This window comes from Arcanobacterium sp. (ex Cirak et al. 2026) (genome assembly GCF_053585065.1).
In genome coordinates, this window is record NZ_JBQJCE010000002.1 from 167,098 (window position 1) to 192,681 (window position 25,584).

Annotated in this window: 25 protein-coding genes; 8 read left to right on the forward strand and 17 right to left on the reverse strand. The window is 53.1% G+C overall.

All coding sequences use genetic code 11. The features are described 5' to 3' along the window. Window positions 1-86 precede the first annotated feature (86 nt). The 10 genes from ftsX to ACTOVJ_RS02010 all read right to left on the reverse strand — a co-directional run bounded on the left by ftsX (window position 87) and on the right by ACTOVJ_RS02010 (window position 7,345). Window positions 87-995, reverse strand: coding sequence for a permease-like cell division protein FtsX (ftsX, locus tag ACTOVJ_RS01965; RefSeq protein WP_449503905.1), 909 nt, complete (start codon window positions 993-995; stop codon window positions 87-89). Continuing rightward, window positions 995-1,684: a cell division ATP-binding protein FtsE gene (gene ftsE, locus ACTOVJ_RS01970; protein ID WP_449502641.1), complete on the reverse strand. Its 690-nt coding sequence runs from the start codon at window positions 1,682-1,684 to the stop codon at window positions 995-997. The genes ftsX and ftsE overlap by 1 nt, the downstream gene beginning before the upstream one ends. A 131-nt stretch (window positions 1,685-1,815) precedes the next feature. Further along, window positions 1,816-2,946 (reverse strand): peptide chain release factor 2, encoded by a 1,131-nt coding sequence (prfB, locus tag ACTOVJ_RS01975; RefSeq protein ID WP_449501142.1) that lies wholly within the window; start codon window positions 2,944-2,946, stop codon window positions 1,816-1,818. A 14-nt stretch (window positions 2,947-2,960) separates the two neighbouring features. Then, the gene (locus ACTOVJ_RS01980) at window positions 2,961-3,407 is read right to left on the reverse strand and encodes a hypothetical protein (RefSeq protein ID WP_449503904.1); all 447 of its coding nucleotides are present in this window, start codon (window positions 3,405-3,407) and stop codon (window positions 2,961-2,963) included. Further along, window positions 3,407-3,844 carry a hypothetical protein gene (locus ACTOVJ_RS01985; protein ID WP_449503903.1) on the reverse strand — a complete coding sequence of 146 codons (438 nt, stop codon included), beginning with the start codon at window positions 3,842-3,844 and terminating at the stop codon, window positions 3,407-3,409. The genes ACTOVJ_RS01980 and ACTOVJ_RS01985 overlap by 1 nt, the downstream gene beginning before the upstream one ends. After that, on the reverse strand, window positions 3,828-4,142 hold the full coding sequence (locus tag ACTOVJ_RS01990) for a hypothetical protein (protein WP_449503902.1): 315 nt from the start codon (window positions 4,140-4,142) through the stop codon (window positions 3,828-3,830). Before ACTOVJ_RS01990 ends, ACTOVJ_RS01985 begins: the two co-directional genes overlap by 17 nt. Window positions 4,143-4,185: 43 nt before the next feature. Then, window positions 4,186-4,407: a hypothetical protein gene (locus ACTOVJ_RS01995; protein ID WP_449501146.1), complete on the reverse strand. Its 222-nt coding sequence runs from the start codon at window positions 4,405-4,407 to the stop codon at window positions 4,186-4,188. 27 nt (window positions 4,408-4,434) lie between these two features. Continuing rightward, window positions 4,435-5,310, reverse strand: coding sequence for a type II secretion system F family protein (locus tag ACTOVJ_RS02000; protein WP_449503901.1), 876 nt, complete (start codon window positions 5,308-5,310; stop codon window positions 4,435-4,437). Continuing rightward, on the reverse strand, window positions 5,307-6,134 hold the full coding sequence (locus tag ACTOVJ_RS02005) for a type II secretion system F family protein (RefSeq protein WP_449503900.1): 828 nt from the start codon (window positions 6,132-6,134) through the stop codon (window positions 5,307-5,309). The genes ACTOVJ_RS02000 and ACTOVJ_RS02005 overlap by 4 nt, the downstream gene beginning before the upstream one ends. Further along, window positions 6,110-7,345: a TadA family conjugal transfer-associated ATPase gene (locus ACTOVJ_RS02010; protein ID WP_449501149.1), complete on the reverse strand. Its 1,236-nt coding sequence runs from the start codon at window positions 7,343-7,345 to the stop codon at window positions 6,110-6,112. The genes ACTOVJ_RS02005 and ACTOVJ_RS02010 overlap by 25 nt, the downstream gene beginning before the upstream one ends. Window positions 7,346-7,540: 195 nt before the next feature. Between ACTOVJ_RS02010 and ACTOVJ_RS02015 the strand changes: the two genes are divergently transcribed. Then, on the forward strand, window positions 7,541-8,641 hold the full coding sequence (locus tag ACTOVJ_RS02015; protein ID WP_449503899.1) for a phosphotransferase: 1,101 nt from the start codon (window positions 7,541-7,543) through the stop codon (window positions 8,639-8,641). Here ACTOVJ_RS02015 and ACTOVJ_RS02020 read toward each other — a convergent pair. From ACTOVJ_RS02020 to ACTOVJ_RS02030, 3 genes are all read right to left on the reverse strand, one after another. Beyond that, window positions 8,598-12,062, reverse strand: a complete 3,465-nt coding sequence (locus ACTOVJ_RS02020) for an ATP-dependent helicase (protein ID WP_449504611.1) — start codon at window positions 12,060-12,062, stop codon at window positions 8,598-8,600. The two genes, ACTOVJ_RS02015 and ACTOVJ_RS02020, sit on opposite strands and share 44 nt — an antisense overlap. Then, a complete protein-coding gene (locus ACTOVJ_RS02025) occupies window positions 12,059-15,193 on the reverse strand; it encodes a UrvD/REP family ATP-dependent DNA helicase (protein WP_449503897.1) in 3,135 nt (1,044 codons plus the stop codon). Before ACTOVJ_RS02025 ends, ACTOVJ_RS02020 begins: the two co-directional genes overlap by 4 nt. 95 nt (window positions 15,194-15,288) lie before the next feature. After that, complete coding sequence (locus ACTOVJ_RS02030) at window positions 15,289-15,417, reverse strand: hypothetical protein (protein ID WP_449502634.1); 129 nt, start codon at window positions 15,415-15,417, stop codon at window positions 15,289-15,291. A gap of 93 nt (window positions 15,418-15,510) precedes the next feature. On the opposite strand from ACTOVJ_RS02030, the gene ACTOVJ_RS02035 reads away from it, so the two are divergent. Continuing rightward, a complete protein-coding gene (locus ACTOVJ_RS02035; protein ID WP_449501154.1) occupies window positions 15,511-15,729 on the forward strand; it encodes a DUF3107 domain-containing protein in 219 nt (72 codons plus the stop codon). 228 nt (window positions 15,730-15,957) lie between these two features. Continuing rightward, window positions 15,958-17,415 (forward strand): DEAD/DEAH box helicase, encoded by a 1,458-nt coding sequence (locus ACTOVJ_RS02040; protein ID WP_449503896.1) that lies wholly within the window; start codon window positions 15,958-15,960, stop codon window positions 17,413-17,415. 61 nt (window positions 17,416-17,476) lie between these two features. Here ACTOVJ_RS02040 and ACTOVJ_RS02045 read toward each other — a convergent pair whose 3' ends face one another. Together ACTOVJ_RS02045 and ACTOVJ_RS02050 are read right to left on the reverse strand one after the other, a co-directional pair. Next, window positions 17,477-18,097, reverse strand: coding sequence for a MarC family protein (locus ACTOVJ_RS02045; RefSeq protein ID WP_449501156.1), 621 nt, complete (start codon window positions 18,095-18,097; stop codon window positions 17,477-17,479). Beyond that, window positions 18,097-18,927, reverse strand: coding sequence for a PHP domain-containing protein (locus tag ACTOVJ_RS02050; RefSeq protein ID WP_449501157.1), 831 nt, complete (start codon window positions 18,925-18,927; stop codon window positions 18,097-18,099). The genes ACTOVJ_RS02045 and ACTOVJ_RS02050 overlap by 1 nt, the downstream gene beginning before the upstream one ends. 48 nt (window positions 18,928-18,975) lie before the next feature. On the opposite strand from ACTOVJ_RS02050, the gene ACTOVJ_RS02055 reads away from it, so the two are divergent. The 5 genes from ACTOVJ_RS02055 (at window position 18,976) to ACTOVJ_RS02075 (ending at window position 24,267) form a co-directional block, all read left to right on the forward strand. Further along, the gene (locus ACTOVJ_RS02055; protein ID WP_449504612.1) at window positions 18,976-20,487 is read left to right on the forward strand and encodes an aminopeptidase P family protein; all 1,512 of its coding nucleotides are present in this window, start codon (window positions 18,976-18,978) and stop codon (window positions 20,485-20,487) included. 46 nt (window positions 20,488-20,533) lie between these two features. Next, a complete protein-coding gene (locus tag ACTOVJ_RS02060; RefSeq protein WP_449501159.1) occupies window positions 20,534-21,832 on the forward strand; it encodes a magnesium transporter MgtE N-terminal domain-containing protein in 1,299 nt (432 codons plus the stop codon). Continuing rightward, entirely contained in the window at window positions 21,829-22,392 is a 564-nt protein-coding gene (locus ACTOVJ_RS02065) for a DUF1003 domain-containing protein (RefSeq protein ID WP_449501160.1), read from the forward strand. Before ACTOVJ_RS02060 ends, ACTOVJ_RS02065 begins: the two co-directional genes overlap by 4 nt. Window positions 22,393-22,435: 43 nt before the next feature. Further along, window positions 22,436-23,560, forward strand: coding sequence for an Mrp/NBP35 family ATP-binding protein (locus ACTOVJ_RS02070; protein ID WP_449501161.1), 1,125 nt, complete (start codon window positions 22,436-22,438; stop codon window positions 23,558-23,560). Between the two features lie 86 nt (window positions 23,561-23,646). After that, window positions 23,647-24,267 carry an O-methyltransferase gene (locus ACTOVJ_RS02075; protein WP_449501162.1) on the forward strand — a complete coding sequence of 207 codons (621 nt, stop codon included), beginning with the start codon at window positions 23,647-23,649 and terminating at the stop codon, window positions 24,265-24,267. A 128-nt stretch (window positions 24,268-24,395) separates the two neighbouring features. Here ACTOVJ_RS02075 and ACTOVJ_RS02080 read toward each other — a convergent pair whose 3' ends face one another. Both ACTOVJ_RS02080 and ACTOVJ_RS02085 read right to left on the reverse strand, forming a co-directional pair. After that, entirely contained in the window at window positions 24,396-24,566 is a 171-nt protein-coding gene (locus tag ACTOVJ_RS02080) for a DUF3117 domain-containing protein (protein ID WP_449503894.1), read from the reverse strand. 63 nt (window positions 24,567-24,629) lie between these two features. Beyond that, window positions 24,630-25,385 (reverse strand): LOG family protein, encoded by a 756-nt coding sequence (locus tag ACTOVJ_RS02085; RefSeq protein ID WP_449503893.1) that lies wholly within the window; start codon window positions 25,383-25,385, stop codon window positions 24,630-24,632. Window positions 25,386-25,584: the final 199 nt, after the last annotated feature.

Here is a 25,584-nt window from a genome sequence, read left to right on the forward strand (position 1 = left end):
AGTGTTCATCTTTTTCGCTCACATATGGCTTTGTACCGGGCAATTGTGGCCGTATTTCGCGATCACATGTGACTGCCGTACCTGACTCAGACTCGGGTATAACGACGAAGCGCGATGAAGGAGGCTACTACGGATACGGCGATGGCGCCAACTACTAAGAATGGTGCCATGAAGAGGACGTCCGCTCCGGAAACGACATCGATGATCTGAGACGAGAACCATCGTGCGATAAAAACATCAACCGCCACGTAGAGAGCACCGACTGCGAGGAGTGAGCCAAAAAGTGCAGCAATCGCGCTTTCCAAAATAAAGGGAGCCTGGATGAACATATTCGAGGCACCGACGAAACGCATAATCTGGGTTTCGTTCCGGCGGAACATGGCAGAGAGACGGATCGTGGAAGGGATCAAAAGCAAACCGGTGACGATCATGACGCCTGCAAGGATCCCTGCCACATAGGTGAGGCGGTTGAGCATCTTGAACAGGGGTTCGAGCTGTTCGCGCTGATCGACTACGGATTCCACACCAGGCTGTCCAGTGAGAGCTTCCGCAACGATTTTGTATTGTTCGGGGTTGACAAGTTTGACGCGGTAAGACGCCTGCATCTCATCAGCTGTCAACGACTGAACCCAATTCGTTCCTTCCATCTGTTTCTGGAAAGATTTAAGCGCGTCTTCTTTGGTCTCGAAATACACTTTCTCAACATAAGAAGCCAGTTGAGGCGATTTCAAAAGATTCGCTACAGAGTCGATCTGTTCCTTCGTCGCCTCTCCCCCAGCGCACTGAGCTGAAACTGACTGCGTCGGACACATGAACGCCGAAACTTCAACTTTGTCGTACCAGTCATTTTTCATATTTGAAATCTGGCCTTGGAGAAGCACAGCAGAGCCGAGGAAAAGAAGCGACACAAAAGTCACGAGCGCCACTGATGCAGCCATCGAAAGATTATGGCGCAGGCCTTTAAACGCTTGTGAGAGTAAAAAACGAATAGCCATCAGAGGGTACCCCCATAAACGCCGCGCTCTTGATCACGCACAACCTTGCCATCGACCAATTCGATGACGCGTTTGCGCATCTGATTGACAATTTCCTGATCGTGAGTTGCCATCACAACCGTCGTCCCTTGGCGATTGATGCGATCGAGGAGACGCATAATACCGAGCGAAGTGTGACGGTCAAGGTTTCCTGTCGGTTCGTCGGCAAGGAGAAGATCTGGCCGATTCACCATCGCGCGCGCGATCGCGACGCGCTGCCGCTCACCACCTGACAATTCGTACATACGACGCTTTTCTTTGCCATCAAGACCCACGAGTTCGAGCACTTGCGGAACCTGCTTGGCGATCGCATGGCGAGGCTTACCTGTGACCTTCATTGCAAGGGCGACGTTATCGAACACATTCATATCGGGCAACAGTCGAAAATCCTGAAAAACCGTTCCGATCTGCCGACGCAGGTGGGGCACCTTTCGAGCCGAGATACCCGCCAAATCTTTCCCCAGCACGTGAACGGTGCCCGAGGTTGCCCGCTCCTCGGCAACGACGAGTGAGAGCATCGTCGACTTTCCCGAACCAGAAGCTCCAACAAGGAAGACGAAATCTCCGCGATCAATATTCAGGCTCACCTCATTGAGCGCGGGTGCTGCACCTTTCTGGTACACCTTCGTGACATTTTCAAACGTGATCATAAACCGTGCCAATACTTGAGTTCACTAACCGTTCCACCTTATGAGGGCAGATGCCACGATGCGAGAAGACGCGCCGAACCTCACATTGCGTGAAGTTCGGCGCGCACGTTTTCAATAGTCAGACGCCGAGATTACTCATCAGCGGCTTTGTTTGATTGCCTCCAGCGAATTCCGGCGTCAATAAAGCCATCAATATCGCCGTCAAAGACAGAGTCCGTATTACCAACTTCAAAGTTGGTGCGAAGATCCTTCACCATTTGATATGGGTGGAGGACGTAGGAACGCATCTGATCACCCCATGATGCTTTAACATCCCCCGCCAATTCTTTCTTCTTTGCCTGTTCTTCTTCATGACGCAGTTGAAGAAGCTTCGACTGGAGAACTCGAAGCGCAGAAGCTCGATTTTGAATCTGTGATTTTTCGTCCTGCATCGAAACAACGATGCCTGTTGGAATGTGGGTCATACGGACAGCAGAATCCGTGGTATTCACAGACTGACCACCCGGGCCTGACGAACGGAAGACATCAATCTTCAAATCGGTTTCAGGAATCTCAATATGATCAGTTGTCTCGATCAGTGGAATCACTTCGACTGCGGCGAAGGAGGTCTGACGTCGACCTTGATTATCGAACGGAGAAATACGAACAAGGCGATGAGTGCCTGCCTCCACTGACAAGGTGCCGAATGCGTAAGGAGCCTGGACTTCAAAGGTTGTGGATTTGATTCCTGCCTCTTCTGCGTAGGAGGTATCCATCACCTTCGTCTTGTAGCCATGACGCTCTGCCCAGCGAAGATACATACGCTGAAGCATCTGAGCAAAGTCAGCTGCATCGACACCACCAGCACCCGAGCGAATTGTGACAACAGCATTGCGCTCATCGTATTCACCAGAGAGAAGAGTCTTCACTTCCATCGCGGAAAGATCTTCACTAAGCTTGGACAATTCGCCGTCCGCTTCGTTTAAAAGCTCAGCCCCCATCTCCGGATCTGTCGTGCTTTCTTCCTCTGCCATTTCGACGAGGGTTGCAAGATCATCGATACGCGTCGCCATCTTATTGATGCGCTCAAGTTCCGATTGAGCATGAGAGAGCCTCGAGGTGACATCTTGTGCCTTTTCTGGATCATCCCATAAGTCAGGCTTCGCCGACTCTTCAGTGAGAGTTGTGATCTGATCCTTGAGGGCAGGAATATTCGTCACCGCTTCGATCTGGTCAAGAATACGGCGTAAGGATGCAATTTCTATTTGAAAATCTGTGGCCACAACATCATCCTACGCTACACGGAGGTCATCGTGCGGAGCCGTGCCCATGAGATCACATCCACACGCACCTCATCGGCAGCTTTCACAAAACTTGGCACAAGGGGCAAACGAACCGTTTGTCGAAGTTCGACTCCGACTTTCTCTCCTCTCACCCGCACACCGACAAGAGTGGCGTGGCTGTGCCGAGCTTGGAGAATTGCGTTTGCACGGTTAGTTAATTCTCCGACATCGTAGCTAAGGGCCGCAGGTGCAGGGTGAGGAGAATAATAGGATCGGTCTGAAATCGAGGATGTTAGCGAGAGCGCCACTTCGTCGGCAAGCGTATAGAGCTCTCGACGACTTTGATGTAAAGAAAGCGCGCTAGCAACGATAAAAACCAGCATGATCGTCAGTAGCCACGCACCTATCCCCATCACAATCATGTTTCCCGGCTCTGTGCGATTCTGACCACAGTATTTCATCAGCGCACTCCTCGATACCGATCAACATCCATTGAGCTCGATGACGTGATCGGAACGTTGACACCGATGAAAGGCAACGCCACATGCAAATTCACCTGTGCCGTGACCACAGCACCCGGGCTCAGACACGGATGGGCAGAGCACTCGAAAGTGATGCGAGCTGGCGGCAATCCACGATCAGCGACAACCCGATTGCCTGATCGCTCTCCCTCCACAAACCCCATCTGCGACGTCGGGGCACGCACGAATGCTCTCGCTGATTCACGTGCAGCAGCGGCAGCAGCAAATTGATTGGTTGTCACAGTTGCAATCCCGATGATGAAGATCAGCAAAGGCAACAAAATTCCACCGAGCACTCCGATAAATTCCACGATGGCGTTGCCTTGTTCAGTAGCTGGCGAAACAAGAGTAGATGCCTTTTTATTCTCTGCGGACACTCGCACTCACCTCAGCTTTCGTTCCTAAAACTGACGGCAGAAGATAGTCAACGCCAATGCGCAGTGTCATCACTTCTCCGTTTTCTTCGCCTGTCACAATAGTTTTCAGGTGGGGGCCAAGTGTGGCAACAAGAAGTTCTCGTGCACGCTGCCGGCCAATATCCAGCGAGTTCCCATCAAGAGACGCAAGCCGGGCTCCCTCGAATGCACAATCTCGTGCGATGCCATGGATGTACCATGCGGTCACTGTTGAAAGCAGAAAGTATGTCACAGCCAAAAGCATCACAATGGTTGCCACAAATCCCACTGTGGCATTGCCTGGTTCATGGCAAGCAGGCGCGCTACATTTGCGTAACACGTTGAATCGCATTATTGAATAGATCGGTCAACGCAGGGCCCGCCGTCGTCCAGATGAGAACGACCAAGGCTGCCGTCATTAGCGTGATCATCACCCAGCCAGGGACATCCCCTTGCTCAACTTTGCCGAGCCGTTTTGTATCTAGGCGAATCAGATGTTGACCGTAATTCTTATCCGTAGCAAGACGCCCTAAAAATGTAGGCATTATTCTTATTCCTTTCTCATGGACTTGTTACATCAATGACAGCGCACCCAGTGCTGGGAAAATAGTGAAAACAACAGTGATCGGCAGGATGAAGAACACCACCGGAATCATCATGGCGATCTCAGCTTTCCCTCCTTTTTCGAGAAGTGCGCGGCGAGCGACATCGCGGGAATCTCGCGCCTGCGCATTGAGCGCATGTGCCAAACCACTTCCCTGCTCCATTGCATTAACCGTTGCATCAACGAAACGCCCGACACTGGAGTTCCCCGAACGATTGCCCATGTCTTCCAACGCAGCTGATAACGGCCGTCCAGCATGAACATCGTCAAGCATCTTCATCAATTCATCTCCAAGAGCCCCTGCATGAATTCGAGCAACGCGTTCAATCGCAGCTCTAATTGATTCGCCCGATCCCACGGCGAGAGCCATGAGTTCAACCGCATCGGGTAGCTCACGTGTGTATGCCTCGCTCCGCTTTTCTACTTTTCGTGTCAGCTGTGAGTCTGCTGCAAGCATCGCTCCTAGGGCACTAACAACAACCGCAACCAGGCATATCATGACAGATACACCACGAACGACAAGAGCAAAGGCAACAATCACACCAATCACGGCTCCACAAGTTGCCCACTGGAGTTGTTGGAGACGGAAGTCTCCAACAGTGAGCTCTCCAAAGACATTGAGCCGCCGTTCAACTGAGGCGCGGGTTGACCCCAATGTTTCAAGTATCCTCCACACAATCGCGTATCCACGCGCATCACGACGCCGACGAGGTTGTATCCGCGAGCGCGTGGCAACATGTGGTAGCACTCGCGCAGTAAAGAGAGAGGGACGAAACACAAGAACATCCCCAATAAATGCCACGCCAAGCCCGATAGTGAGACCTGCGCCTGCTCCCCACATCATGAAGTCACCTGCTCACGAACAAGGACTCGTTCTTCTTGGGGAAGTCGTCCTAAACGCACCATTAATCCGTATGCCACTACCGTGGCAACAAAACCTGCGATCAGCACGCCGATACCTGTCGGAGTCGAATAAGCTTGCACGGTTCCTTCCCGTGTTGAAAGCAAAAGAAGAAGTAACCAGGGCGCAGCCGCTGCCAACCGAGCTCCATTCACTGTCCATGATTGCCGGGCGAGAAGCTCTCCACGAGCTCGGTTCTCCTCGCGCACTAACGACGCCAATGTTGACAATGACTTACCAAGATCTGCACCACCCAACGTCGCAGCAATCCTCATCGATTCGATCACTCTATCTGCCAATGGATCAGCAAGCTTTGCCTTGACATCGTCAAGGCAAACATCGAGACGGCCAGTGGCTCGCACAGCGTAGGAAAAGTGCGAGAAAGGCTCACGCAAGACCTCTGGCCCTCGACTACCTAGGCCTCCAAGAGCTTCACCAACCGATAGTCCAGAACGAATCGCAGACACAACTTCGTCGAGTGCCTCCGGCCACGCTGCACGCATCGCTTCAATTCGACGCCGACGAGCCCGTGCCACGAGAATTCGAGGAACAAAGGCCGCTACGGCACTCACAACCATCGCAAAAACCGCAGACCTCATGATGACAAAGCTCAAACAAAAAGTCACTGTGCTCAGGGCGATAGTGGGAAGTTGCCCTCGCACGCGTCGTGCCAGCTTCTGGCCATAGCGCCACGGCCGTGGTTGCATGATCGCAAGCATGAGGATATGAATGCCGAGCGCAATTAGACTCCCAACGGCGAATCCCATTGTTCACCTCCCAACGCATGTCCAGCATGTTCGAAGAGCTCAAGCTTCGGCACTTGCCCGAGCCCACGCACAAGCCCGCGTCCACGATCGACAAAAAGTTCCGAAATCTCCACAGTTGAACCTTCGATCCGGCCCGTCAGACCAACAATTTCGGCCACTTTACGTTCCCCTGACCGCTCTCTTTTAACGTGGACAACGATGTCGATGCTGGATGCCACGGTGGGAACAACAAAATCTGAACTGACGTTTTCTCCTGCAAGTAGTGGGAGCACACACAATTTATTCACGGCTTCGCGTGCGGAATTTGCATGGACTGTGCAGGCTCCGGGGATTCCTGAGTTGAGCGCGATGAGCATGTCGAACGCTTCAGCTTGGCGAACTTCTCCAATCACGATTCTCTCTGGTCTCATTCTCAGTGCCTCTTTGACCAATCGCCGAAGAGTGACTTCTCCACGTCCTTCGATATTGGCGGGGCGGGTTTGCATCGCGACAACATCGCGATGATCGAGGTTAAGTTCGAATACTTCTTCTGCACTGACAATGCGTTCATTCGATGGGATTTCTCCAAGGAGCGCTCGGAGCATCGTAGTCTTTCCAGCCTGGGTTGCACCTGAAACCACGACGTTGAGGCCAGAATCCATTGCCGATGAAAGAAATTTTGCTGCTTCGCCAGTGAGCATTCCACGTTCGACTAGCATGTCGAGGCTGCGTGCTTGTACCACGTATTTACGAATATTCACGCTCCAGTGCTCACGAGTAATATCCGGGATCGCCACGTGCAGACGTTCACCAGAATGCAGTGCTGCATCGACAAAAGGCGATGACAGATCTAGCCGTCTTCCAGACGCGACAAGCATACGTTCGACAAGTTGGCGGACTTGTCCCGGGCGTAAAACAATCGACGACAGTGTCGGCACGCCGCCCTTGGAATAAAAGATTTTTGACGGCGAGTTAATCCAGATCTCTTCCACCTCGTGGTCATCAATGAGTGGCTGAATTGCCCCAAAACCGCCGATGTCGTCACGCAAGAGGCGTCGCATTTTCTCATCGTCAGTGATTGGATCGACACTGCCCGCGATAGTGAGTGTCTCGTATTCTCCCACTGCGGTGTCAATCAAAGCGTCAAGGCGCTGCGGATGACGCATCGGATCTACCCGTTGTTCGCGCACCATTTCGCGTACGCGGCGGTCTAGCCATTCTTGTGCACCCATATGTTTACCTCCATACACAGCTTATGAAGTGATAAAAAATCAGCTAGGGAGTTTTCCACGGCAGTGGACAACTCCCCAGTAGCTCGACCTCAGTGTGGTAAGGGCCTGCGCCCAGAAACTCAGAAACGGCTAAAATCGGCGTTTTTACCGCGTGTACACCTGCGCAAGATTGCTGAAACCGATAGGTTGAAGGGTGTGAAGACGTCTCCTCTACATCTTGCTGCCCTTGCTGTATGCGCCATCGACGGACTCGAAGCTGTTGGCACACGTGCCCCCTACCGACGCACACCAGATTTTCAATTCGGCGGTGTCATCGATGCTCAAGGGCGCAATTGGGTAGTGAAAGTTCCGCTGCACACTCACGCTGCCACAACACTTGAGGCAGAGGTTTCGGTTGCAAAGGCTCTGGGCAAAGAAGTCAGTGAAGGCAATCTTCCCTTCGATATTCTGCGGCCTGCGGGTTTTGCAAAGGTGAAAACTGGACGTGCGCTGGTCTTCCCGTCGCCCATAGGTAAGTCACGTCCCTTCGAGAGCCTCGGTGAACGTGCAAGCCACGAACTCGGTCGTACTCTCAGTGCTATCCATAACTTGCCGATCGACGTCGCAACTCGCTCCGGTTTGCCTGTGTACGACTCCCAGCTTCTGCGAGCTCGGCTACGCGCAGAACTCGCAGACATTAACGAAAGTTCACCCCTGCCTCCCGCGCTAATGCGACGTTGGGAAAGCGCGATTTCATGTGATTCTCTGTGGAATTTCCGCACTGTCTTTGTCCACGGAGACGTCGCAGGAGAAAACTTCTTTTGGTCGAACGGTTCCGTCACCACCGTTGTCGGATTCGGCGACTCACACGTGGGTGATCCCGCTGAAGACTTCGCTTCACTCGTGACGATTCTCGACGACGACGAATTCGCAGCTACCATCGAATCCTATGGGAACGGACTCGAATCTGACTCCGCATTTATGACTCGCACGATCCTCCTGTCCGAAATCGCACTCGCACGCTGGCTCGGATTCGGCGTACGCACCCAAGATCCAGATGTTATCGACAATGCAAAAACGATGCTCGCGGACTTGGCGAGTGACATTGCAAACGACCCCGAGCTTGCCACTGGGCCAACATGGAAAGAAGAACCAGTATCTCGCGACGCCGGCGGTCAGTTTGAGGATGTTGACGACGCCAGTTTCTCAACTGTTTCCGAAGACGTTCTTCCTGCAACCTATGTCCAGCCACACCTTTCGTCCTCGGATGACATCACTGATGGATTTGACGAAGAACCGCCGATACCTGCTCAATGATTCTGTCTTCATCCCACTGCTGTGGCTGGAACTCCCGAGTGAGCTCATCTTCTTCTCCAAGATAGTAGAACGCTGACCCAATCTGGTCGAGGGGAATATTGTGCACCTTCGACCAGACCAACCGGTAGAGCTGTAGTTGTAGCACACGTGCTTCCAGGACATCCGGATTGGGACGATGTCCTGTTTTCCAATCAATAATCGTCACTGGCGAGTATCCGCTCATCGTCGAGGTATCAAGCACAGCATCGATTACACACCGCACAGTGGTATCTCCAACACGCATTTCGCATGGTTGCTCGATAGCTAGTGGTGCAATATCTGAATAAGGTGAATCGTGGAACCGACTGACTAAAATCTCCACTCGTTCATCATTGATGTCGTCTACTTCTTGCTCCCACACCGCATCGAGATCCAAAGTTGCGGATGCTTGAAAATAGTGGGCAATTTCCGCATGGACTTCAGTACCAACACGAGATGCCCGTGACGGTTTCAATGGAATTGGGCGAGCAAGATTGCGCCAAAAGTGCTCGGCATTCGACGCTGCAGACACCACATCTGAGGCAGTATAGTGCGGCTTTTGAGCATGTTGGCCTTCGAGAGGGTCGGGGATAAATCCTGCTGCGATGTTCTTCCAGGTGGAGATTATCGATTCGCGTTCCTCATCCGTTAACTGAAGAGAACCGTGCGGATAGGTGGTTATGCAATCGAGTGATCGGTTCACATCAAGTGGCCATTTGGGCTGTTGCTGCGTACAAACAAGTACCGGTTCGTTGATTCGTACTGATGCCAAATCAACGTCCTTTGCCCATCGGGTAAACTTATTTTCGTCCCGTGAGATGACATACTCACGTCCATGAAGGGGCAATAATTTCTCAATATCAGCTAAGAATTGCCCCCGATCTGAAGGAATAAATTCTCCTTTTTTGTGGATTCTATCGGCGAATTTCTTCGCACTTTGGAGATCTGCGAAATCATAACTTGCGAGGATCAACGCCTCTTTGGGACGAGTGAAAGCGACGTAAGCGAGACGACGTTCTTCACTAGCAGCATGTTCAGGAATATCCTCGTAACGGTAACGGGCATAATCTGTGGCAATGTTCGCAAGTAGTGAGGTTAACTTCTGTCGTGACTGCGGGTCTTTATCAGCGCGATAGCGCGTAGCAGCGCTGGCAAACTCACCTGGCTGAAAACGCCCAGAAAACTCAAAATCCGGCAGATATTCACGATCTTGACGCAATGGATAAGGTAATAGAGACGCCGTTGTTTGCCATACCTGATAGGAGTGTTTTTCAGTATCAAATTCTCGATGATTCACTTCCGGAACGCCGACGACGTCCCATTCAAGCCCCTTCGATGCATGAACAGTCAGAACCTGGACGACTCCACTTTCTGGCTCGATGTCCTCATCTATGAGAGGCATCTCCGCCGAAGACGAATCTTCCGCTTGGTTTTCTTTCTCCTCAACGAGGTCAATCCACTCAACAAATCCTGCCAACGTCGGGCTCTGCACACTTGTGGCATACTGATGTGCCAAAGTCACAAAAGAGCCAAGAGCCGACATCGTCCGATTTGATCTGCGCATCGCACCGGCATACATCTCAAGATCGAGAAGATCGATTGCAGTATGAACAGCTTGAGGAACGCTATCGAGGCGCGCCTGTCGCATCTGTTCCAAAATTTTTGCCAGACGGAGTAAACGGGTACGCCCCTCGTCACTCAACGTCATTTCATTCGGGTTCTCGTTCAACCAAGCGAGTGTTTCGACAAATGAGCCTGTGTCACTGTTCCGAGTGATCCGTCCGAGTTCACGCACATCCCACACGCCAATCGCAAAAAAATTCATCAGTGGAACAAGCGACGAATTCCGCTGCGGGTTCACCGTCAGTGCCAGAAGAGCGCGAACCAAACCCACCTCTTTTCGTTCCATTAGCGACTGTCCACCCACGACTTCGTAGGCAACTCCCGCTTCCTCCAAAGCCGCAACCATCGTCGGGATGTATTTGCGTTTTCGACACAAAATAGCAGCAGTTGCCAACGGCGATGTCGTCTCAATGCGGCGCGCGTCAATATTCTTCATAGCGTCGCGAATTTTTTCGACCAGCTGGCGGGCAGAATCTTCGCGCAACGGTGCGTGAACCCATTCCACTTCGCCGTCCCGCGCTGAGGTAGGCGAAAACAGTTCCTTCACCCTCAGCCTTTCGCCATAATCCAACTTGCCCCGATGTGCGTGGGTGAGAAGGTTTGCCACATCAAGAATCTTTCGTCCGTTGCGGAACGCTGTTGAGAGAGTCAGGCGTGCCGATGGCGAGACAGCAAAATCTCGAGTGAAATCTGACAACGCATTCGCCGAGGCTCCTCGCCATGAATAAATTGCCTGGTTTGGATCTCCAACGGCACAAATCGATCGCCACTGCGAGCCACCGTCACCACCAAATGCGAGATTCAAAAAACGAGCCTGACTGACAGATGTGTCTTGGTACTCATCCAGGATAATGAGTTTGTAGCGCTTCTTGAGTTCGTCACGAACACGCGCGTTCGTTTCGAGGATCGCACTTGCCCACGCAACTTGGTCAGCAAACTCGGCAACAGAATGTGCTTTCTTGTAGTCGAAATACTTTTCCACGAACATAATCAAGCTGAGACGATACTCGAACTTTTCTCCCAGAGCTTTCAATTCCGTCCATGCTTTTTTCACCAGATCCGTTGAACCATCGACAGAAGTAAACGTCTTGGGTGGTACACGTTGTACTTCACGCAGTTCGTTGGCATACGCAAGCTCCCTTTGAAGTTGGGTGCGTAACTCTTCAGGACTGACACCATTATCGATAAGAGCAGAAGAGAGGGCGAGGGAATCAGAAACAATACTTGAGACAGCGCGGAGATCGAGAGGTGAACCGTTTGCCGCAGGATCAAAATCAGCCTCGCGCATCACTTCATTCATCGAATCATTGACAATTTTTTCCATGATCTGCCATCGCTCTGCCTCCTGGATGAGTCGCGAACGCGGATCTTCGCCAATCAACATGGCATAGGAGGAGGCAATCTGTGAAGCAAAGGAGTTGTAGGTCAAAATGGTCGGACGCGCGATGGAGTTATGGACATCATCTGCAATGTCTCCACTGTCTGTCGCATCCGTTGCGTCTCTTCCAAATCGTGCTTTAACCTTGTTCAACTGGCTCATGACACGGGTTGCAAGTTCGCCTGCTGCTTTGCGGGTGAAGGTTAGACCGAGTACTTCGTCTGCTTTAACATTCCCCGCTGCCACATGCCAGGCGATACGCTGTGACATTGTGGCAGTTTTACCGCTTCCTGCTCCTGCAACAACGATGATCGCTGCCTCATCACTCAAAATGACTTTTTCTTGCTCAGGTGTCGGCGGGTAGTCAAAAAGCGAAACAAAATCTGAGTAGGTTACTGTCATTCGAAAACTCGCTTTCCGCCCTGAGCCGGGCATACGGAGAAATATTGGCATTTCGCGCAGGCGTCACAGGTGCGTGCTTCAATATCAGGGCCTGCAAGGAGCTCTGCTGTTGTGCGGATCATCTTTTCAGCAAGGCTCATTCCGCTCGGCCCGATTTCGAGTTGTTCGTCATCGCGGAATGATTTTGTCAACTTCGACATTCGGATCAAGTGAGCACCCAGTGAATGAGCGTCGGATTCACCCTCAACAGCACCAGTGTTCACTAACCATTGGTAAATGAGCATCTGAGGATTAGTTTGTGCCAAGGCAACGGCGGGAAGAAAATCGCCGGTCTTAAAATCGACAACACTCCAATTTCTTCCACCTTCGTTTTCCAAACGGTCAATCTTTGCTGAAACCCTGATCCCGTCAAGGTAACCTCGAGCTGTGGTCTCAACTTTCACCGGGCGGCCATCAAGACGCTCACGTGAAGCATTGAGATAGCTGATGAGCAGCTCGACTTTATATTCTGCTTGGCTTTTCAACCGTTGAGAGTGCACGTCATCTGGAAGTGAAAGTTCATTCCAGCGCTGTCGAAAACTCGAACGGATACTGTCTGCTCCCCCTAGTGGGAATTCCTCAGCCAGTTCATGAATGAGTGTACCAATATCAGCCTTCACCGTGTCCTGCTGGTCACGAGCTCCTGCACCGTTAAAAAATGCTTTCAATGGGCATTCGAGTGCAGCTTCCACGATCGATGGTGAGACAGATATTTGGCTTGTCTGGTTTTCTCCAGAATATGCATACGTGTCCACCCATGAATGTGGATCAGCACTCGTAATCCCCGCATCATTCAGCTGAGCCAGAACAGTTTGAGCGCCACCGACCAATATCGGATCGGGTAATTCGAGTACTCTGCGCATATGTCCAACAAAGTTATCCGCACTATGAGGGCGGTACTCACCCAGCATTAGCACAGTATCGTCACTCGGTTTCTCGATACCGAGAATGTCAAAGAGACGCGATGGAATGTCCTCATCTGAGGAAAGCGCGGTGAAGAGCACCTTCTGGCGAGCACGCCCAAGGGAAAAATGAAACAAACGGAATTCGTCGTCAAAAACGTCAGACACAGTCTGTTTCATCGGTTCACTGCCCAACATCTGTCCGACAACAACGGACACAAGGTCTTCAACCTTTGTCAGCGGATGCCGCGTGCGTGTATTCGGCCATGACGAATCATTAAGTCCGGCAATCACAACACGATCGAATGAACGCCCAATCAAAGCCGACGGCGTCGCAATCGTCACTTCGCCTGTGCCATTCGCACTTCGCGCGATGGAATCTTCAGGCAAATCTTGGCTTTCAATCACATCAAGAAGCGATTCAATTGAGGCAGCGAGCGGGTTGCGATCGGTCAGTCTTTGCGCCACTCGGAACAATTGCATCACTGCGTCGAGATCAGCGTTCGCCGTATCTGAATGTGGATGGTCAGATATAGCGATTTCCTGCCATTTTTGAGCAACGCCTGTGCTCTCCCACGCTTCCCATAGCACTTCTTCCGCATTGGCCCGACGACGATATGCACGACGCACCCGAAGCACAATCGCCCTAGCACGGCGAAATTCTTCAACGTGAGAAATGGGATCATGCGCCCTGTCATCAAGCAACGAATGGAGTAGCTCATCATCGGAACGGACAGCGTCATTCGAAGCGGCTTTGAGTTCCCACCCGTGAAGTTCCTTCCTCAAAGACAACAACCGTAACGGATCAATCCCAATCAGCTTTCCACCCAAAAACCTCGCCACCGTACGGGCATCAATATCGCCAGGATCGCAGATCGCGATTCGTACCAGTTCGAGCAATGCGCTCACTGCACTCTGCTGGCGAAGTGGAAGCCCAGAGATCAACGGCGCAACAGGGATCCCCATACGGACAAGCGCACTTCTCCATGAACTGTGCATTGAACGTGAGCGAGTAATAATTGCCATATTGGAGTAGTTCACTCCGTCATTGACATGGGCATTGCGAAGCCATGCCCCGATGTAGCGGATTTCTTCGTCCGAGTTAGCAAAAAATTGCGATTCGATCTCACTGTGTGGGCCGCATAACTGCGCTTGCCGTTGGAGTGCAGTACTTCCCACATGGATTGCTTGAGCACTTTGTTGTAACGCGGTGCCGAGGGCTCCTCCCGATCGGTATCCGCAATCGAGAACATATCGTGTAGCTGAGCATCCGCCCTCGCTCACCGGACGCTCCACAAGGGCACCGAAATGTGCCACACCTCCGCGGTAGCTCTGCACAGCTGCGTCAGGATTCGAGAATGTCACAATTGAGGCACCGTCTGCCTGGAGCACCCGAAGCAACTTGAGCACAGCAGCCGTCGCGTCAGAGAGATCGTCAACAAAAACCCACTCCCACGTCGGTTTTGCCCCCCCGATGTTGGAGCCCGCCCCCATGACGTCCTCTTCCCAGCGAGCCAGATGTGCACTTGCTTGCGCAACGATTCGGGCATGATCTGCACGATCTGGAGCGCCTGGCACGGAGGACGCTTCAAGTGCCAATGCTCTGTCATAAATGCGCATGACCTCTGCGCCAACCTCCCAGATAGGCTCTCCATACGTCACACCGATATCAGCAAGTTCGTCACTACTGAGCCCAAGTTCACTTGCGCGAGTGATGAGGTCTCGAAACTCTGCACGAAATGCCGGAAGTTGGGTAATTCCAACACTCGTATCAATTCCTGCTTGGGCAAGAAGTTTGTCTAACTTAGGCCGCGGAGAATCAAAAATTGCTTTGAGATAGACATCCTGATCGGGGCCAGAAATCAGTTGCGGTTCACTGCGACCAACTGCCTGGGCGAATGTTGACACGATCTCAAAGGCGAAAGCAGACACCGACTTCACTGTGAGATTTTCTCCGGCTACACCCACGCGTGAGGTGATGGCGTTACGTAACTGTGTTGCAGCACGTCGATCAGGCGAGAGCACCGCGATACAGGCCGAAGGATCGTCGTGGAGAATCTGCGCAACTTTCTCGATCAGAAGGGACGTTTTCCCGCTTCCAACCATGCCAATCACGCTCACCGCGCTGTGCGGCTTCATCGCCGTGAGCGCCGCACACTGTGATTGATCAAAAGTGATGTCGTTGTCCATAGGTCAACTCTATCGAGGGGTATGACAAAAAATGGCGATCACTTTTAAACCTTCTCGATATTCCTCGCCATGACACAGCTATGTCACACTACGGATCACAGAACAAGGCGGATACATGGGACTCGAAGGAACAAAATCATCAACACCTCGTCGGCCACCATGATCAGACACTCACGATCCACCAAAGAGCCGACATCGGGGCACCCATCGCTGTCATCAGGCACTGGCCGCTCACTTCGCTCGGAGGAAAACCCGCTGCGCGAACCAGACAACCACCCGCAGTTCCTCGCTACAATAACGGCGAACAAAGGAGAAACATGAAAGTCACTATTGGTGTCAAAGACGCCCAGGGCGAAATTCTTGTTGACGTCGATAAAAGCGCTGATGAGATTGCCAACGCTGTCAAGGAATCGTTTACAGGACCTGCTCTCGAACTCACAGATACGGACGGTACTCGCGTAATTGTTCCGTCAAGCTCAATCGGTTACGTCCAGATCAAGGATGTTCCTGAACGCAAGGTCGGATTTGGTTTCTGATGAGCGCACTTTGATGCTTCGGAGTGTTTCGTCGCTGGCTCAGAAACGATAGCGCTGAAAAAGGCACCTCACATCACGAGGTGCCTTTTTCGCGTAGTATAGGCGAGTACGTGGTTGACCGGTCGTGTGAGCCATTTTTATTTTTCGTGTGCGATCGGCTGCCTGCGCAGCACCCGTGAGGTAGCGCGCTCTCCGACGCGGCTATGCCCGCTCAACGAAAAGGACATCATGACCGAATCTGGAATTGTGGATACTTCCCATGCGCAAGTGCCACAACACAACGAACCTGTGGCTGACATCACCGCCGGGGCAGAAGAGCTCAATCTCGAAGCAAAAACTTTTGCGGACTTTGGTGTCTCTGAGTCGATTACTCGTGCTTTAAACGACAAAGGAATTACCCATCCCTTCCCGATCCAGGCGCTCACACTCCCTGTCGCACTCAGGAAACGCGACATCATTGGCCAAGCGAAAACTGGCACTGGAAAAACTCTCGGGTTTGGACTTCCGATGCTGATGAACGCCATTGGTCCTGACGAGGACGGCTGGGAAACCCTCGCATATGCAGGACTTCCCCAGGGTCTCGTTGTGTTGCCGACGCGCGAACTTGCCAAGCAGGTTGCAGGCGATCTTCGGGCAGCTTCACAATACCGTACTCTTCGCGTAGTTGAAGTTTACGGTGGCCGCGCTTACGAACCACAGATCGAGGATCTCGCACGTGGTGCAGAAATCGTGGTGGGCACTCCCGGACGCTTAATCGACCTGATGAAGCACAAGTCACTTCGTCTCAACGGTGTCAAGACAGTTGTGCTGGATGAAGCTGACGAAATGCTTGACCTGGGCTTCCTTGAGGACGTTGAGAAAATTCTGGCGGCCACACCGGCAAACCGTCACACCATGCTCTTTTCTGCCACAATGCCGGGCGCAGTCATCCATATGGCTCGCCGCTATATGACGCACCCGACGCACATTCGCGCCCAAGATCCACACGATGAAACGACCACTGTTCAAAGCGTGAAGCAAGTCATTTACCGTTGCCATGCATTGAACAAGATCGAAGTTGTCTCGCGTATTTTGCAGGCCCGAAGCCGCGAACTGGCCATTATCTTCACACGTACGAAGCGCACAGCAGCACGCGTTTCCGATGAACTCGCTGAACGCGGCTTCGCCGCTGGTGCTCTGCACGGGGACTTGGGGCAAGGAGCCCGCGAGCAAGCATTGCGCGCATTTCGCAACGGAAAAATCGACGTCCTTGTCGCAACCGACGTCGCTGCCCGTGGAATCGACGTCGACAACGTCACCCACGTGATTAACTACCAATGCCCTGAGGATGAAAAGACCTATCTTCATCGCATCGGACGCACAGGTCGCGCCGGACATTCGGGGTGCGCAGTGACTTTCGTTGATTGGGATGATGTGCCACGTTGGTCAGTGATCAACAACCAACTTGGTCTGGGTTTCCCCGAGCCAGTGGAAACGTATCACACTTCAGATCATCTCTACGCTGACCTCGATATTCCCGCCGATATCACAGGACGCCTTCCCAAGGCTCAGCGTACTCGTGCGGGGCTCGATGCCGAAAAGATTGAAGATCTTGGAGAAACTGGCAAGCGAGCAAAATCCGCACCACGCCAACGAAGCGGAAAGAAACGCCGCCGTCGCCGTCGGCGCGTCACTAGTGCAGAGTAAAACATTGTGGCCCTAGGAGGAATCTCCTTGGGCCACAATTCTCGTTCCGGGCTATCCCGCCTTATCCCGCCAGAATGCCTTTGAATACCTCAGTGGTGCCAGCAATAATAAGTTGCATGGCGATCGCTGCAAGTAACATACCCGAGAGCTTGGTGAGCAAAGCGATTCCTGCATTTCCCAGCACACGCATAATCGGCGTCGCGAAGAACATCGTGATGAAAGAGCCAAACAGAACGGTCAGCAGACCTAAGGTCGCTGCGAGCTGTCCCCACACATTGCCCTGTTGATCACGGATAAGAATCATGAAAGCCACGATGCCACCTGGCCCTGCAAGAAGCGGTGTTCCCAGCGGCACGGCAGCGACAGAGAGCGAACCGCCTTCACGGCCGGGATCATCCTCTTTTCCTGTCAGAAGCTGCAGGGCAACAATGAGAAGCAAAAGACCACCGGAAATCTGAAGAGCCTGCGTCGAAATATGCATCCAAGCGAAGAGATTTACACCGAAGAAGCCGAACAGCAGCAAAATAATAGCGGCAATCGAATTACACGTAATGGCCGTTTTACGACGATCTTTCTCGCTCATACGCGAAGTCAGCGACATAAAAATAGGGAGGTTGCCCATCGGGTCTGTGATGACAAGCATCGTGGCGAATGCGGAAAAGAAAACCGTCGTATCGAGCATTAAACCTCCAAAAACGTTCCCTCGATGAGAGAGTGAAATACTTGCTCACAGGTAGTGAATTCCCCGAGCTGGTTCGGCTTGCCACTTCCGTGGTAATCGGACGAACCGAAGCATGCCTTGCCAAGACTACCTGCAAGCGCCTCCAACTTGCCACGCCGAGAAGGTGGATTTTCACGATGCCAAACTTCGACACCGAAGACCCCCGCTCTCAAAATTGTTTCAATGTTCTCCCAAGTCAGACTTTTCCCCCGTTTCGTTGCCAGAGGATGCGCCAGAACAGCTTTCCCACCGGCATCGTTAATCCACCTCACGACGTCGGTGGTGGAGGGTGCCTGTTGCGGCACGTAATAGGGCGATTTCGTGGACAACAAATCATCAAAAGCAGCTGATCGGTTCTCCACAATTCCTGCTGCCACAAGCGCATCAGCAATATGCGGACGTCCGATCGGAGCACCCTCAGAACGACACACATTGACCTGTTCCCACGTGATGGGAAAGTCTGCCGAAAGTCGTCGCGTGATTTCTCTCGCACGGTTTTCGCGAGCAGTGTGCTGAGAGGAAAAGTGAGCCGCGAGCGCGTGTGATGTGTCGTCGAACAGATACCCCAGAAGATGCACGTCGACATCATCAAATCGTGTGGTAAATTCAGCGCCACGGACACAGCCGATCCCCTGCGCCGACGCTGACGCGTAAGCCTCGTCCCATCCCTCGGTCGTATCGTGGTCTGTGATACCCCACCACGTCAGACCCGCATGGGCCGCCGCACGAGCAAGTTCACCCGGCGTCAGCGTCCCATCTGAACACGTTGAGTGAGTATGCAGATCAATCATGGTCACAGCGTAGCCCGCGAATAGATAATTGGTGGAATAATAGACCGCATGACTGATGACAAACTTCAAAGCGAGATGGAAAAACGCGCACATTCGCGTACTCAACGCCCGAACTCCTCGGCATTTAAGGAGTTCATTGGCGAGAATTGGGGACCGCGCCCTGAAGGACCCGATCGCATGGACGTCGCCGACTTCACTCCCGCACGCCGTCGTGCGCTCGGCGCCCAGTTCATCGGTGAACGCCTCGTCATCCCTGCAGGCGACTACAAAGTTCGCAACAACGATTGCGACTACCGTTTCCGCGCACATTCGGCTTTCTCTCATCTTACTGGCCTCGGCGGTGAGGACGAGCCGGGGGCTGTACTTGTCCTGAACCCGCTTCCTGACGCCCATGCGGGCGATGAAGAAACTCACGAAGCAACCCTCTTTTTCCATTTTCGAGCCTCACGCTCATCCGAAGAGTTCTACGCCGATTCACGTCACGGTGAGTTCTGGGTAGGGCCGCGTCTCTCCGCCGAGGAGATGTCAAACCTGACGGGTTTGACAGTCGATCACTCTGACAATCTTCGCGATGCTCTTTCCAAAGATCTTGGTACGGTTCAAATCCGCGTGATGCCTCAGTCCGACCCGGCCATCGAATCAATGGTCAGTGAACTGCGCGAGCAAGCCTCACTGTCCTCAGGTGCCGAAGAAGACCTCGAACTTGCAGAAGCCGCTTCTACTCTTCGTTTCATCAAGGACGCATGGGAAATACAGGAGATGGAGAAGGCAGTTGATGTCACGTTTTCTGGCTTCGAAGACATTCTCCGCTCGTTCCCACGCGCCCGTGACCACTGGCGTGGCGAGCGAATCATCGAGGGCGCCTTCTTTGCCCGCGCACGCGCCGAAGGAAACGGCCTGGGCTATGACACTATTGTCGGCTCAGGGAACCACGCAAACCTCCTGCACTGGATCGACAACGACGGCCCTGTGCGCGACGGTGATCTCATCCTCGTCGACGCCGGAGCAGAACTCGATTCTCTCTACACTGCAGACATCACCCGAACCTTGCCTGTCAATGGCAAATTCACTGAGGCACAGCGCGAAGTCTACGAAGCTGTTCTCGAAGCCTGCGAAGCGGCACTAGAAGAAACCAAAAAGCCGGGCGTGCGTTTCAAGGATATTCACACTGCAGCCATGGCTGTTATCGCCCGCCACCTTGAGGAATGGGGAATGCTTCCCTCCACGGCAGAAAATTCTCTTTCCCCCGAAGGTCAGTACCACCGTCGCTGGATGCCTCACGGCACCTCGCACCACCTGGGTCTTGATGTCCATGACTGCGCACAGGCAAAGCGTGAGCTCTACACCGACTCTCTCCTTGAGCCGGGCATGATTTTTACGATTGAACCTGGTTTGTACTTCCATGAAGACGATCTTTTGGTTCCCGAACGCTTCCGTGGCATCGGTGTACGAATCGAAGATGATGTGTTGATGACGGAAGAAGGCGGCAAGCGTATTTCGGAGAATATTCCGCGCACTGTAGCCGATATCGAAGCGTGGATGAAGCACGTCCAGGGCTGAACACCCCGGCTCACACACCCACGAACTCACACCCGAGGAGCTTTTTATGATTGATCGCCAAGCCCGACGCGTTTTCGTTGGCCGGTTGTCCGGAACTGATGTCTTTGATCCCATCGGGGATCGAGTTGGCCGCGTCGCCGACGTAGTGGTGGTCTTCCGATTGCGTGGCACGCCTCTCGCCATCGGTCTCGTCGTGGATGTGGCAGGCAAGCGCCGCGTTTTCCTGCCACTTACCCGAGTGACATCGATTCGCGATGGACAGGTGATCACCACCGGACTCGTCAATATTCGCAGGTTTACTCAGCGTCCCACAGAAACAATGGTGGTAGGTGAACTCTTCGACCGACCAGTGACATTCCGCGACGGCTCAGGCAAAGCCACCGTCGTCGACGTCGCAATTGAGCAGACCCGCACACGCGAATGGCAAGTGTCGCAACTGTATGTTAAACGCGATCGCAGCGCGAAAGACGCCGGCTCATCCCTAACCGTATCGGTTCGTGAAGTTTCCGGCCTTGCCACCAAAGTGGAAAATCAGGGCGCGAGCCAGATTCTGGCACAAATCGACGATCTCAAGCCACCGGACGTCGCTGACGTCCTACGCGATCTTCCTTCTGATCGCGTCCTGGCAGTCGCAAACGAACTTTCTGACGAACGCCTCGCTGACGTCCTCGAAGAACTCGGCGATGACGACCGCGTCTCGATCGTCTCTGGCTTGGAAGTCGATCGTGCTGCGGACGTTTTGGAAATCATGCAGCCCGACGACGCTGCTGATCTCGTATCGGAGTTGCCTGATGCGCAAGCCGAGGTTCTCCTCGAACGCATGGAGCCTGACGACGCCGCTGACGTGCGACGTCTCATGTCCTATGGTGAGCGAACTGCTGGTGGTCTCATGACAACCGACCCCATCATTCTCACTCCCGATGCGCCGGTGGCGATGGCGCTTGCGCAGGCTCGTCGGCCTGATATCCCTCCTGCCTTGTCCACCACCATTTTTGTGTGCCGACCTCCATCGGAAACTCCCACCGGGCGTTTCATTGGCGTTGTCCATCTGCAACGTGCGCTACGCGAACGCCCAAGCCAGATGATTGGCGCAATCATTGATACCGACATCGAATCCCTCGCGCCTGAAGACGGCATCGGTACCGTGACCCGTCTGCTGGCAACCTACAACTTAACCGCGTTACCAGTAGTGGATAACGATTCCCTGCTCGGCGCTGTTTCTGTCGACGACGTCCTCGACCACCTCCTGCCGAATGACTGGCGAGAAGAAGACGAGGAGGTGCTCGACGCTGCGGTTGACGAGCAACACAATTACGATTCTGACCATTCGGAGGTGAGTGAATGAAGCGCTTTGACGAACCAATGGAAAGCCGACCTCGGCGATTTGCTTTCTTCCGCCCCGATCCAGATTTTGCGGGGGTGTGGGCTGAACGCATCGCGCGGTTCTCCGGCACACCGAAGTTTTTGATCTATCTGACGATATTTGTCGTTATCTGGCTCTCATGGAACACTTATGCGCCAGATTCTCTTCAATTCGATTCAGCGGATCTCGGTTTCACCGCGTTGACGTTGATGCTGTCACTTCAGGCATCATATGCAGCTCCGCTAATCCTTCTTGCGCAGAATCGTCAGGATGACCGAGATCGCGTGGTTGCAGAAAACGATCGTCAAACTGCCGAGCGTAATCTTCAAGACACCGAGTTCCTCACACGTGAGATCGCATCACTCCGACTGGCAGTCAATGAGCTGGCTACTCGTGACTTTGTCCGTAGCGAGATTCGCGATCAACTCGAAGAAACCATGGACATGATCGATCCGGTGCGCGACGACCGCGAGGAACTTCGATCTCTCATTGAAGAAAAGGATCGTGAGATTGCTGCCTTGCGTGCCAGACTCGGCGAGTAATTCCACATCCACCTTCAATCCGTCACTAAGTAGAATGCAGGTTATGAGTATTCCCAGCGTAGAGACTATTACCCAAGCACTGGCCACAGTAAACGACCCTGAGATCAGGCGTCCCATTACCGAATTGAACATGGTGTCAAGCGTGGACATCGACGACGCAGGTTCTGCCACAATCGGCATCAAGCTCACCGTCGCTGGCTGCCCATTGCGCGATACGCTCACTGCAGACATTGAGCGAGCTGTCGGAGCGTTGGAGGGCATCACAAACGTCAAAGTCGTGATGGGAGTGATGACCGAGGAAGAACGTGAAGCTCTCAAGACCGAACTTCGCGGCGGTAACCCAGCACCACGTATCCCTTTCAGCGAGCCTGGAAACCTCACCCGCGTATACGCAATTACTTCTGGCAAGGGCGGCGTGGGCAAGTCGACCGTCACCGTGAACCTTGCCTCAGCGATGGCAGCGCAAGGTTTGAAGGTTGGCGTCATGGACGCCGATATTTACGGCTTCTCAGTGCCGCAGATGCTTGGTGTTGATACTAAGCCGACAATGGTGAACAAAATGATCATTCCTCCGGTTTCGGGCGACATCAAGGTGATGTCGATCGGGATGTTCATTGAGGAAAATCAGCCAATCGTCTGGCGTGGGCCGATGCTCCATCGGGCATTAGAGCAGTTCCTCGCGGACGTGTACTGGGGGGATCTCGATGTCCTGTTGATTGACCTTCCTCCGGGAACCGGAGATATCGCGCTTTCGCTCGCTCAGTTGATTCCCAACGCACAGATCGTCCTGGTGACTACTCCCCAAGTGGCAGCCGCGGAGGTTGCCGAGCGTTCGGGAATCATGGCTGCCCAGACCAAGCAACGTGTGGTTGGCGTGATCGAAAATATGTCCTACTTGGATATGGGCGGAACTCGGATGGAAATCTTTGGATCCGGCGGAGGTGAGGCGGTGGCAAAGCGTCTCAAGGATGTTCTCGGATACGACGTTCCTCTCCTCGCTCAAGTACCTCTGGAGCAGGAAGTGCGCGAAGGTGGCGATGCGGGCGTTCCTTATGCTGGTGCTGCTGGAGAATCAGCTGCTCAGCGCGAACTTCGCGCAGCTGCATCAACTCTCGCGCAACGCACTCGTAGCCTTGCAGGTGTACAACTGGGAGTTTCGCCACTATAACCCATGTATTTCGCGCGGGGAACGCAGATCAAACAGCGTTCCCCGCGCGTGCCATGTAGCATGGTGATATCTAACCGGGAGGATCAATGCCGAATAAGACTGCGTCATGGGCATACGCTGAGGAAAATGCTTATCAGAGCGAAATCGTCAAACGTGCACGTGGCGTATCCGAAGAGCTTGGAATCGAACCGATCAGCCCAGCCACTGGCGCGCTCTTGCGAACTCTGGCCTCGCATACAAAAACAATCGCTGAAATCGGCACTGGCGCTGGCGTTTCTGGTCTATTCCTGCTGGAAGCATCTTCTCACTCCAAGCTCACGACAATCGACACTGACACTGAGGCTCAATCACGCGCACGCGAATTTTTCGCGGCTGCGCGTTTTGCTTCTCCGCGTTATCGTGTGATCAACGGTAGATCCGCAGATCTTCTCCCCCGCCTTGCTGATCGTTCTTACGACATGGTCGTCGTCGATGGCGAGCCCCTCGAAGCTGAAGGAGACGTGAACGAAGCTATCCGTATGCTCCGTCCAGGCGGGTTCCTTGTTGTTGCGCGTGCACTATATGCCGATCGCGTTGCCGATCCGGCACGACGTGACGAACGTACCGTTGCATTGCGCAATCTCGGTGCTGACCTTCTCGAATCGGAGGAGCTTATCACTTCTCTTGTCCCTGTTGGAGATGGCCTTATCATCGCCGTTAAAAAGTAACCGGGCGTCATCTGCAGACATCTGAGACACCAGCGTCGGGATACTGAGGGCAACGGTATCACGTTGCCGACTGACCGCCGACGTCGTCGATAGAATAAAGAGACTGGGACAAAAGCGTCCCAGTCTCTTTATTCTGCAAGACCTTCAACGATAACCTGACGAAGTTCTTCCAACTCCTCAGCCGTCATTTGAAGTGCCATTCTACCGCCACCCTCGAGTGGAAGACGGAGAATATAGCCGTGGGGATTCTTTTCTACTTCCAGTGGCCCATCACCGGTTCGCGGTTTCATTGCCGCCATGTGATCTCCTTCCCTCGCATTTCTATATTAGCTGTCTTGAGTGGCGTTCTGCGGCGTTTATACTCAGACAGACGCACGCTTAGCCTCAGCCAAGTCATGGACACCGCGCTTAATCGCAAAGACTGCTTCCTTCGCCGTATCAACAATAGTGACGCGCTCAAGATCCTCAGCGTTAATGAGACCCTGCGCAAGCATCGTGTTTTTCACCCAATCAAACAGGCCACTCCAGTATTCTTTGCCGACCAGCACAATCGGAAACTGTGTTGCTTTACGGGTCTGAACCAATGTCAATGCTTCAAACAATTCGTCCATCGTGCCAAATCCGCCTGGGCACACGACAAAACCGAGCGAATATTTCACAAACATCATCTTTCGCACGAAAAAATATCGGAAGTTTATCCCCAGGTCAACGTACTCATTCAGACCTTGTTCAAAGGGGAGCTCAATTCCCAAACCAACCGATACACCGCCAGCTTCCTTTGCTCCAGCATTCGCGGCTTCCATTGCGCCCGGTCCGCCGCCAGTGATGACAGCAAAGCCTTCTAACGCAAGACTTTTGCCGACTTCACGCGCAACTGCATAGTACGGACTATCGACGTCGGTACGTGCTGACCCGAAAACAGATACTGCAGGCCCAACCTCAGCTAACGCACCAAAGCCTTCAACGAACTCTGATTGGATACGTAACACCCGCCACGTATCGGAATGAATGAAATCAGGGTCGGAACTGTTAGCCAAAAGACGCGCATCGGCAGTGGTATCTGGAATCATTTCGCCGCGCAGTGTCAGCGATCCACGCTGGTAATTGTCAAAAGTCATGAGCACTATGCTAGTCGCTATGGGAAAACAGCAGATAAATATCATTGACGATCGAACTGAATAGGCGTGTTTATGCCATGAGTTCACGGCTATCCTTTTGCGAAGAGACGAGAGTCCGTGCCGCGCCCATCGGTGGATACACCCGCAAACTATCGGTACACATCCGCGCAGCCACAACGCAGACAATATCTCCACTTTT

What these genes read in the sequence shown, in the direction of transcription:
- ftsX (WP_449503905.1), bottom strand. Translation starts at nt 995, where the DNA reads ATGGCTATTCGTTTTTTACTCTCACAAGCGTTTAAAGGCCTGCGCCAT.
- ftsE (WP_449502641.1), bottom strand. Translation starts at nt 1,684, where the DNA reads ATGATCACGTTTGAAAATGTCACGAAGGTGTACCAGAAAGGTGCAGCA.
- ACTOVJ_RS01980 (WP_449503904.1), bottom strand. Translation starts at nt 3,407, where the DNA reads ATGAAATACTGTGGTCAGAATCGCACAGAGCCGGGAAACATGATTGTG.
- ACTOVJ_RS01995 (WP_449501146.1), bottom strand. Translation starts at nt 4,407, where the DNA reads ATGCCTACATTTTTAGGGCGTCTTGCTACGGATAAGAATTACGGTCAA.
- ACTOVJ_RS02000 (WP_449503901.1), bottom strand. Translation starts at nt 5,310, where the DNA reads ATGATGTGGGGAGCAGGCGCAGGTCTCACTATCGGGCTTGGCGTGGCA.
- ACTOVJ_RS02005 (WP_449503900.1), bottom strand. Translation starts at nt 6,134, where the DNA reads ATGGGATTCGCCGTTGGGAGTCTAATTGCGCTCGGCATTCATATCCTC.
- ACTOVJ_RS02010 (WP_449501149.1), bottom strand. Translation starts at nt 7,345, where the DNA reads ATGGGTGCACAAGAATGGCTAGACCGCCGCGTACGCGAAATGGTGCGC.
- ACTOVJ_RS02020 (WP_449504611.1), bottom strand. Translation starts at nt 12,062, where the DNA reads ATGACAGTAACCTACTCAGATTTTGTTTCGCTTTTTGACTACCCGCCG.
- ACTOVJ_RS02025 (WP_449503897.1), bottom strand. Translation starts at nt 15,193, where the DNA reads ATGGACAACGACATCACTTTTGATCAATCACAGTGTGCGGCGCTCACG.
- ACTOVJ_RS02035 (WP_449501154.1), top strand. Translation starts at nt 15,511, where the DNA reads ATGAAAGTCACTATTGGTGTCAAAGACGCCCAGGGCGAAATTCTTGTT.
- ACTOVJ_RS02040 (WP_449503896.1), top strand. Translation starts at nt 15,958, where the DNA reads ATGACCGAATCTGGAATTGTGGATACTTCCCATGCGCAAGTGCCACAA.
- ACTOVJ_RS02045 (WP_449501156.1), bottom strand. Translation starts at nt 18,097, where the DNA reads ATGCTCGATACGACGGTTTTCTTTTCCGCATTCGCCACGATGCTTGTC.
- ACTOVJ_RS02050 (WP_449501157.1), bottom strand. Translation starts at nt 18,927, where the DNA reads ATGATTGATCTGCATACTCACTCAACGTGTTCAGATGGGACGCTGACG.
- ACTOVJ_RS02055 (WP_449504612.1), top strand. Translation starts at nt 18,976, where the DNA reads ATGACTGATGACAAACTTCAAAGCGAGATGGAAAAACGCGCACATTCG.
- ACTOVJ_RS02060 (WP_449501159.1), top strand. Translation starts at nt 20,534, where the DNA reads ATGATTGATCGCCAAGCCCGACGCGTTTTCGTTGGCCGGTTGTCCGGA.
- ACTOVJ_RS02065 (WP_449501160.1), top strand. Translation starts at nt 21,829, where the DNA reads ATGAAGCGCTTTGACGAACCAATGGAAAGCCGACCTCGGCGATTTGCT.
- ACTOVJ_RS02070 (WP_449501161.1), top strand. Translation starts at nt 22,436, where the DNA reads ATGAGTATTCCCAGCGTAGAGACTATTACCCAAGCACTGGCCACAGTA.
- ACTOVJ_RS02075 (WP_449501162.1), top strand. Translation starts at nt 23,647, where the DNA reads ATGCCGAATAAGACTGCGTCATGGGCATACGCTGAGGAAAATGCTTAT.
- ACTOVJ_RS02080 (WP_449503894.1), bottom strand. Translation starts at nt 24,566, where the DNA reads ATGGCGGCAATGAAACCGCGAACCGGTGATGGGCCACTGGAAGTAGAA.
- ACTOVJ_RS02085 (WP_449503893.1), bottom strand. Translation starts at nt 25,385, where the DNA reads ATGACTTTTGACAATTACCAGCGTGGATCGCTGACACTGCGCGGCGAA.